General features: G+C 37.5%; 6 protein-coding genes. 4 read left to right on the forward strand and 2 right to left on the reverse strand.

Annotated features, from left to right (window positions below; genetic code table 11):
- Positions 1 to 241: 241 nt before the first annotated feature.
- Positions 242 to 3,355: a S8 family serine peptidase gene (locus G4D63_RS12045; RefSeq protein WP_163179885.1), complete on the reverse strand. Its 3,114-nt coding sequence runs from the start codon at positions 3,353 to 3,355 to the stop codon at positions 242 to 244.
- A gap of 538 nt (positions 3,356 to 3,893) precedes the next feature.
- Between G4D63_RS12045 and G4D63_RS12050 the strand changes: the two genes are divergently transcribed.
- Positions 3,894 to 5,228, forward strand: coding sequence for a cytochrome P450 (locus G4D63_RS12050; protein ID WP_163179886.1), 1,335 nt, complete (start codon positions 3,894 to 3,896; stop codon positions 5,226 to 5,228).
- A gap of 133 nt (positions 5,229 to 5,361) precedes the next feature.
- On the opposite strand, the gene G4D63_RS12055 is transcribed toward G4D63_RS12050, so the two are convergent.
- Positions 5,362 to 5,799, reverse strand: coding sequence for a DUF6376 family protein (locus G4D63_RS12055; RefSeq protein ID WP_163179887.1), 438 nt, complete (start codon positions 5,797 to 5,799; stop codon positions 5,362 to 5,364).
- A 497-nt stretch (positions 5,800 to 6,296) separates the two neighbouring features.
- Here G4D63_RS12055 and G4D63_RS12060 point away from each other — a divergent pair, with 497 nt between their 5' ends.
- From G4D63_RS12060 to G4D63_RS12070, 3 genes are all read left to right on the forward strand, one after another.
- Positions 6,297 to 6,590 (forward strand): HPr family phosphocarrier protein, encoded by a 294-nt coding sequence (locus G4D63_RS12060; RefSeq protein ID WP_420837816.1) that lies wholly within the window; start codon positions 6,297 to 6,299, stop codon positions 6,588 to 6,590.
- A gap of 187 nt (positions 6,591 to 6,777) precedes the next feature.
- Positions 6,778 to 7,326 carry an RNA polymerase sigma factor gene (locus G4D63_RS12065; protein WP_163179888.1) on the forward strand — a complete coding sequence of 183 codons (549 nt, stop codon included), beginning with the start codon at positions 6,778 to 6,780 and terminating at the stop codon, positions 7,324 to 7,326.
- Positions 7,295 to 8,569 carry a hypothetical protein gene (locus tag G4D63_RS12070; protein ID WP_163179889.1) on the forward strand — a complete coding sequence of 425 codons (1,275 nt, stop codon included), beginning with the start codon at positions 7,295 to 7,297 and terminating at the stop codon, positions 8,567 to 8,569. The genes G4D63_RS12065 and G4D63_RS12070 overlap by 32 nt, the downstream gene beginning before the upstream one ends.
- The last annotated feature ends 128 nt before the right edge of the window (positions 8,570 to 8,697 follow it).

The raw sequence follows: 8,697 nt of genomic DNA on the forward strand, positions 1-8,697 counted from the left end.
CTTTTGAATGAGACAATGAGAAAAGTGTTAATGTTAAAATCTTCAGTTTTTTTAAATAAGGTAATAGTTCAATCGCACAAGCTTGGAACTGTAGAATTAACTCCGTAAAATCCTTGTTGGAAAAAAACTCAACATGCTCTAAGTGATGAGGTATTTCATAACCTGATAATAAGCAGAAGTTACTAAAAAAAACGGTTCTGAGCTTCAACGAAGCATAAGAACCGTTTTTTTGTTCAAATCATTATCTCTTGTTTCCTGTAACTCCATTGTTGCCTTCGCTGCCGATTTTTACTTCGTTGGTCGTTTTGTTACCTGCATGGTCAACGGCAACTACTGTAATTGTTTGATCTTTTGTAGCTGGTTGAACAAGTGTATGTGAAGTCTCACCATTCACATATTTTGCACCTTCTACTTGCTCACCGTTCACTTGAACATACCAGTAAGCAACACCACTTGTGCGATCCGAAACATCTACTGTGATTGTTTCGCCGTCACTACTTAACATTGTTTTTACTTTAGGTGTTGTTACGTCAAGTTTTACTGGGAATGTAAAGCTTTGAGCTTCAGCACCTTCAAAGTCAAGTGTCGCTTCTACTTGCATGTAGTATTGACCTTCTGGAGCACGTTTGCCGTTATGCATAGTTCCATCCCATGACCAGTTGGAGTATAGGTAATACATTGGTCCTGTACCATCGTAGTAGTTTTTACGGAAAAATTCTTCTGTTGCAATTTCTTTTACTACTTCACCGTCTTCGTTTAACACTTCAAATTCTAATTCTTTCGCATTACGAAGGAGCGATAAAAGGTAAGTTGCACTGTCATTTTCACCATCACCATTAGGAGAGATGGCATTGAATTCTGGGTTAAAGCCACCAGTAGCTGCGTCAGCTCCTAGGAAACTGTAGTCTCCACCATCCAACAAACCTGTTAAGCCGTAGAAAGAAGTAGAATCCCATATTGGAGTATCTAAAATCGGTGCTGCATTCCAATCACCCTTGAATCCAACATATGGTACAACTAACTCTGGATTTAAATCAGTTGGGTCAGATAGTTTTACAAAACCTTCTAACCAGTATCCATTCATAAACTTAGTTTTAAGATCTTCGTCTAGTTCAGTTACATCGATAGTTACATCAAATGTTGCTGTACCATTTGCCGGCACTTCTACCGAGCTAGTAGCTTCACCATTAACTGTTGTAACTCCTTCTAATTCCATTCCACCAGTTATATTAGAAGCAGTTACTGAGAAACCGGATACATCAACTGGAAGATCCGTTTGAGCACTTGCACTAACTTTATAAGTCACTGCTTCATCAGACAGGTTTTCTGCTGTTAACGAGAATGTTACAACATTGTCCTTTACTTCTTTAAGCGCTACTTTTGCTTCACCAGTAGTTGAATCAGTTACAGTAACAGGAGTAGATAACGCGGCATGAAGCAACATTAAACCTGCACCTTGACGACGAGGTGAAACAGGAGCTCCTCCAAGAACAACTGGTTGAGAAGTATTCATTAATAGCTTCTTCGCTAGCTCTGCTCTTTCTCTACCTTCAAATCCAAACACTTCATCAATACGTTGTAAAACTAGTGCAGAACCACCGGATACATGAGGAGCTGCCATAGATGTACCACTCTTCACTCCGTATTCATTATTATCTTGAGTAGAGTAAATTTGTCCACCAGGTGCAGTGATTTCTGGTTTGAAATCAAGGTTAGGTGTAATTCCCCATGAAGTGAAGTCACTCATTTTACCTGCTGCACTGTTTAATACTGTAAGTTTTTCTCCACCGAAGCTAACTTTAACCGTCTGTCCAGCTTTTAATGCTGCCGCAAAGCGATCTCCATCAGCTTTTAACATAAACAATTGCGGAATCGTAATGGCCGCATCAGTTGCCATATTAACCGTTCCATTTGCATTGTTATAAATAATAACCCCAGCTGCTTTAGCCTTCTGTGCATTTAGAGCTTTATCAACAAACCCAATCGAACCACGCTGAATTAAAGCATATTGGCCTGTTAGGTCCTTACCTTCAAAATCAGCAGCAGTTCCTAGACCTGCATGAACCAATTCAAAGCTCCCTTCACCGCTTGGTCCATTCTGACCAGCAGATAAGTACATCACTTGTTCTGCCTCTCCACCATCAATGGAAACTCCAGCTGCATCTACATCCATATAAGTATTTTCAAATGAAGCTACTGAAATAGAATCATAGGAAACACTAGGTGCACCGACTACTCCATAATCAGGGTTAGATGCATATGGGTAGAAATGGGTATTTCCAAAATATGCTGAGTTACCAGCTGAAATAGACATTACTACTCCGTTATCAACTGCACGTTTAACCGCTTGTTGCTCAGGAGATTCCGCACTTACGAATCCTGCCGTAGAACCAAGACTCATGTTAAGCACATCTACCCCAAGCTTCATTGCATCATCAATTGCTTTAATATAGATATCTCCATAAGTCGTTGCTACGTCATTACCAAATACACGTAATGCTAATAGTTGTGCTTCTGGAGCCACACCTTTAATACCGCCATTTTCTTCATCACCGTTTGCTCCAACTGTTCCACCTACGTGCATACCATGCATTGCCGTGTCAGCATTGGTATCAAGAATGACATCATTGTTATCCATATAGTTCCAAGCGTAAGGAACTTTTTCATTAGCATAGTAACCCGGTAAACCAAACTCCGCAATTACACTATTAACTTCATCCTTAGATAATTCAGCTTTAGAAGAGTCCGTTAATAGGAAATCCTTATGATTCGGATCAAGTCCAGAGTCAATAATCCCTACTACCATACCTTCACCATCGTAACCAAAGTCACGCCAAGCTTGTTGAGCTTGAACCAACTCTTTACTATACTTCATTTCAGCTTCTTCTGTTGGAAGCTCATACTCAGTTGCAAGGTAAACTGCTTTTACCTCTGTTACTTCTTTAATAGATTCAATGTCACCATACTTTACGTTGGCACTAAATCCATTAGCGATCGCATTGAATTCTTGAAGGTATTCAATATCAATCTTTTTACCTTTAATTTTATCCTTAGCTGCATTTTGTTTGTTCTTAGCAGCCTTTTCTAGTTGTTTTCTTTCACCTTTAGAAAGCTTATCGTACTTTTTCCCCTTTTTAGTTGCTACTTCAACAGGGGTATCCCCATCTAATTCAACAATGACACGAACCTTTTTATTAGGATCAATATCTTGTAAATCAGTAGGAATAAATGTCGTGTTTTGTAGCTTTGGCTTTTGTAGATCTAGTTGCTGTGGTGCAATGCCACCTGTAGCAAAACCACTACTACCAAATGCTACAAATAAAACTAGTAAAATTGCAGAAATCTTCTTTAACATGTACTTCCTCCTTTTACGAATTCTCTCATGAAAATTCACTAAAAATTTTCAATATTTACACTATACTAAATTACTAGTTTTAGTACTAGGGTATAAGAGTATTAGTTTATATGCACTGATTCTACAGATAATTGGAAATATTTAGTTTATAACCCAAAGAAATTAGTCGTATTTTGTCGAATCCGTGCTACTTTTGTCATGGAAAACTGAATATATTAACGGGGGATTTCCGGAATAAATGTCGTATTTTGTCGATAAATTTCGCGGGACAAGGGGACAGGTTTACTGTCCCAGGGGAAATTATCAGTGACAAATGAATTATCATATCATATATAGATAGAATAGCATCCTACTAATTACTTAGGATTAGTAGGTAGAGGAATTGAAACTACAACAACACTTATGAAAAGATTTATATCCTGCTACTCAATTTATCATTCTTGCCTTCAATTGCTTATTATCCTCCTCAAATAATTGTCATACGTCCACTCCTACCTCGCTATGAATAGTAAGAGAACATACATAAGAGGGTGACAGGATGAGTACTATTAAAGGGCCTAAAGGGAAGATCATTGCAGGAAATTTACTTGAGTTTCGGGAGGATCCATTACAATTTCTAGATAAACTTCGAAGTGATTATAAAGACGTAGCAAAAGTGCGTTTTGCGAATCGAATCATTTATGTACTGATGAACCCCGATTTGGTAAAGGAAGCTCTAGTGACAAAAGCAAGCTCTTTTGAAAAATCAAATCAGTTTAAGGAAATAATGCCACTTGTAGGGGAAGGCCTACTAACGAGTGAAGGCGATGTCCATATGCGGCAACGAAGAATGATGCAACCTTCTTTTAAAAAGTCTACTATTCAAAACTATGCAGAGAGTATGAGTTCAGTTGCTTCTAAGGCAGTTGAACAATGGCAAAACCAGGATACACGCTCCATCAATGTGGATATGATGAATATTGCGTTAGGCATTATTTGTAAGACGATGTTTAGTATGGATGTGCAAGAAAGTCATGAAAGTATTGGTCAGCCAATTGATGATGCGATGCATATCGCGACGAAACGAATTCGTTCTCTTATAAGAGTCCCTTATCGGATCCCTACTTCAGAAAATAAACGATTTAAAGCGGCTATTCATATATTAGATGAAGTGGTGTATGGAATCATTGAACACCGAAGAACGTTACCCTACAGTGAATACGAGGATTTGTTAGCCATCCTGCTCAAGACAAAGGACGAAACAGACGAAAGCTATATGAACGATCAACAAATTCGTGACGAAGCCATGACTATTTTTCTCGCAGGACACGAGACAACCGCCAATGCGATGTCATGGGCACTATACTTACTAGCCACACATCCAGAAGTCCAACAGAAAGCACAAGAAGAAATTGATCGGGTCGTAGGAGATTCGTCGTTGCAGTTAGAGCACGCAGAGAAGCTTACGTATGTAAAGAACATCATTAATGAAAGCCTTCGTCTCTTTCCACCTGCCTGGTTATTTGGAAGAACAGCAATTGATGACGTGGAGATTGGCGATATTAAAATAAAAGCTGGGCAAAATGTATTGTTTAGTCCATATATCAACCACCGTTCAGAAGAATTCTTTGATCAACCTAACACCTTCATCCCTGAACGTTTTGAAGGAGACTTTCTTAAAACCATACCACCCTACGCTTATTTTCCATTTGGTGGTGGACCAAGAGTCTGCATTGGTAACCACTTTGCCATGCTTGAAGCCACAATAGTCTTAGCAACCGTGCTGCAGAAATTTACCGTTTCCCCTGTCTATCCAAATCAAACCGTAGAAGCCCAACCGTTGATTACTTTAAGACCTAAGGGGGATTTATTGCTGCAGGTAATGAGGAGGTAGCTGGGACAGGAGTTTCCCTTGGTGGGACAGAGGGACAGGTACTTTGTCCCTATTCAGCCCCTCCAAGTTCTTTCCCTTAACGAGCACATGAAAAGCCAGGAGACCGTTCCCCTGGCTTTTCGTTTCTATCCTATTAGGCCCCTAATCCCTCAATCATATTTCTCAGTTCTGTAACCTCATTGATTAATTTTAGCAACTCCGAATTCTCTAGTTTTTCCAATGCTACTTCGCCATTAACCATGGCATTTTCAATGACCCCTTTTAGCGCTTCATTTTTCTCAACAATTTGTTGGTGAATGCCCTCTGCAATGCCTGGAGGCTCTAACTGGTTAAACTCGTCTATTTCAGCTATTAGATTTGTTAACTTTGCTTCAAGCTCAGCTTTTGCCTCTGGGTTCGTCGCTGCATTCTGGATTAACTGCGGAGCTTCCTGACCAAAGCTATTCCAGGTATCAACATGCTCCATTGCTTGATTTGTATACTCTAATGAATTATTTAAATCCTCCACTACCGAACATCCCGACAGTAAGACTGCAGCTAATATTGCTAAACTGATTAGTGATTTTCTCATCTCATCAAGCTCCTTTATCATTTAAAATTCTGCCTAACTTACACTAAACATATACTTGCTACAATATAAAAAAGGCCTTTCACTAGTATCCAGTAAAAGACCTTGAAACAAGAGTCTTTGCCAGATCTAGAACGTACTGACAAAGGTCTCGCTACAATTTTAAAATTGCTAATAAAGCCGGGGATTGCTCCCGTATTGACGACTTTATTATATCGCTACTCCCCTTTGGGAATTTCATATGAACTTATATCTATATTTTAGCGTAGGTTTACATTGAGGTCAAATTGGGGAAAGTCACAATTGTATGTAAATGGTAAAATCACCGTTCTTCTTACTTTTAGTTAACGAAACCTCTGAAAAATTAATTAGTTTCAGTTATTTTATCCAAAATTTTAAATACAATTGGTTTTAAAGGATGCAATGCTTTACTTGCTATTCAGAACTGTTTATAGGTAAACAAAAATTGTGAATAAAACCATTGATTGGGAGGAAAAACATTGGATTTCAAGAAATTTTCCGACGCAGTTAAAGTAAATAATGCCATGAAGTCAGGTAGAATTAATGCAAAAGATATGGTTACGATCGTCCAGACAGCAAATAATTTTAAATCGAGTATTGTTTTACATGTCGAAAATAAAATTGTTGATGTTAAGAGCTTCCTTGGATTAACCGTATCCTTATTGTCGAAATCGTCTCCATATAAATTAGAAGTTCACGGTGACGATGAAGAAGTAGCCAAGAAAGAAATGAAAGAGGCTTTTAAAGAATATGGCATTGAGGTCGAAGTGTAAATATATAACAAATTTTATTGTAGAATGGAAAGGAGATTACTCCTTTCCATTTTTTGTGTGAAATAAAACCTTAATTTAGTACATAAATTAGCACGAATTTTTTGAGTGGGACAAGGTACCTGTCCCCTTGTCCCGAATCGTTTTTTTATTCGCAGCGTCTAATAGTTTAGAAAATGGAGGTGAGACATTGAAATCGTCAGAAAGTGAACAATTTATTCATGAGTTATATGAGCAGTATAGTGAACAATTGTATCGCTATGCTTTGCTACGAACCGGTAATAAAGAAGAAGCAAAGGATATTATTCAGGATACCTATTACAAGGCTTATCGAGGACTTCAATCATTTAATGGATTAGCTCAGTATAAGACTTGGTTGTACTCGATTACTCGTAATACGATCAATGATTATTTACGAAAGAAGCAAAGAAGCGATCTTTTAAGATTTCGTGTAGGCACGGGTGATACTCCGGATTATTTGTTACCTGATGAATTACTTTCTCTTAAAGAAGATACAAAGGTTTTGTATTTAGCGTTATCACGACTTAAGAAGAATCACCAAGAGGTTATTATTTTACGAAAAATCAAGGAGTTTTCAACGAAGGAAACTAGTGAAATATTAGGATGCTCGGAAGCTAAGGTAAAGTCTAGTTTATTAAGAGGACTTCAAGCTCTAAAGTTAGAAATTTCTAAGGAGGGTTTAGGTTATGAGTTCAAAGAAAGTGAGCAAGCCTTTTGAGGAGAATTTTCAAGAATTAAACTCAATCTCTTTATCTCTTCAAGATCAGGAGGAAATGAGAAGATGGTTACATAAAAAAATACAACAGCCTACCTTTTTCTCCCGTTTCCGTTCTATTGTTCCTGCTACAGCAACTATCGCTGTATTAACAATTGCTTTTTTCATGTTCACTACTTCAGAAGGTACTTTAAAAGAATCGACTTTCTCTCAGGGTGAAAAGTCTAGCAGTTCTTCAGCAGCAATTGATGTGAAAGAACAAGAAACGATTAGTAGAATCGAGAATCTATATAATCTAACGTTAGAAAATTATCAGTCTGCTGAAAACTTGAAAGGAACAACTGCTTTTCGTGAGTTACAGAGTATTCTGAGCACGAAGGATATTCGACCTTCCATGTTCGTCAAAATGCCTATACAAGAAACTAGAAGTGCGCCCGCTTATATTTTTTGGGAGGATGAGAGGGGATCATTTCTATACACAATTGAACATAACAATAAAGAATGGAATGTGCGTACCCTTACTCATATCAACGAAAGCGGTACAAAGGAAGTAACTGATATCGCAATCGATTTTAAGCATATAGATTCAATACTAAAAGGATATGCAGTGAACATGTCGGCAAGTGATGAATATCAAGCATCATCCATAGACAACGGAAGCATGGAAATGATAATTGACGAAAATAAGACTATAACCATAGATGTTTCAGATCAACAAATTAAAATTAACTCTTTTGATAAAGAATTTAAGCTAGATTTTAAGAATAAACCATTGTTCAATAAATTAGTTGGGACAGAAGCAAGTTCATTAGGCTTCCTTGAGGTTGTAGAAGAACAAGGAATATCTACTTATGTAATAGATCATAAGCAAAATAACATATTAAAATTAGAGAACCATGCGTCAACACCTATCTATGATACTGTTCATAAGGTGTATTATGTAGTGGCAGGTGATGCGGGTAAAGAATATGTTACTACTTTTAAAGACGGCCAAGTTCAACCAAGAATCACTTCCAAACATCACAATATCGTATCCATTATTCCAAGTGGTAATGGAAAGTATGTGGATTATTTAGTAGAAACAACAGAGCCAAACAGCTATAAGCTAATGAGATACTCTCTTGAGACAAATAAAGAAACTGAATTACTAAACTTAAACATGCAAGAAATGAAGTACTTAGTTCACCAATACTTAAACCAGCCATTATCAGAAATCAGCAATAGGCTGGTTCATGAATTATACTAAAACAATTCCTTTGAAAAAAACTCGGTGATCATTGAACTGCACCAAAATTGTTAGACAAAAAACTAACAATGGAGGTGCAGTTTTTTTTATGGCTAAATTTACATTTGAGGACAAGTTATGGGCAGTAA

The sequence above is a fragment of the Bacillus mesophilus genome (assembly GCF_011008845.1).
In the GTDB taxonomy this organism is placed as follows: domain Bacteria; phylum Bacillota; class Bacilli; order Bacillales; family SA4; genus Bacillus_BS; species Bacillus_BS mesophilus.

What these genes read in the sequence shown, in the direction of transcription:
- G4D63_RS12045 (WP_163179885.1), bottom strand. Translation starts at nt 3,355, where the DNA reads ATGTTAAAGAAGATTTCTGCAATTTTACTAGTTTTATTTGTAGCATTT.
- G4D63_RS12050 (WP_163179886.1), top strand. Translation starts at nt 3,894, where the DNA reads ATGAGTACTATTAAAGGGCCTAAAGGGAAGATCATTGCAGGAAATTTA.
- G4D63_RS12055 (WP_163179887.1), bottom strand. Translation starts at nt 5,799, where the DNA reads ATGAGAAAATCACTAATCAGTTTAGCAATATTAGCTGCAGTCTTACTG.
- G4D63_RS12070 (WP_163179889.1), top strand. Translation starts at nt 7,295, where the DNA reads ATGAGTTCAAAGAAAGTGAGCAAGCCTTTTGAGGAGAATTTTCAAGAA.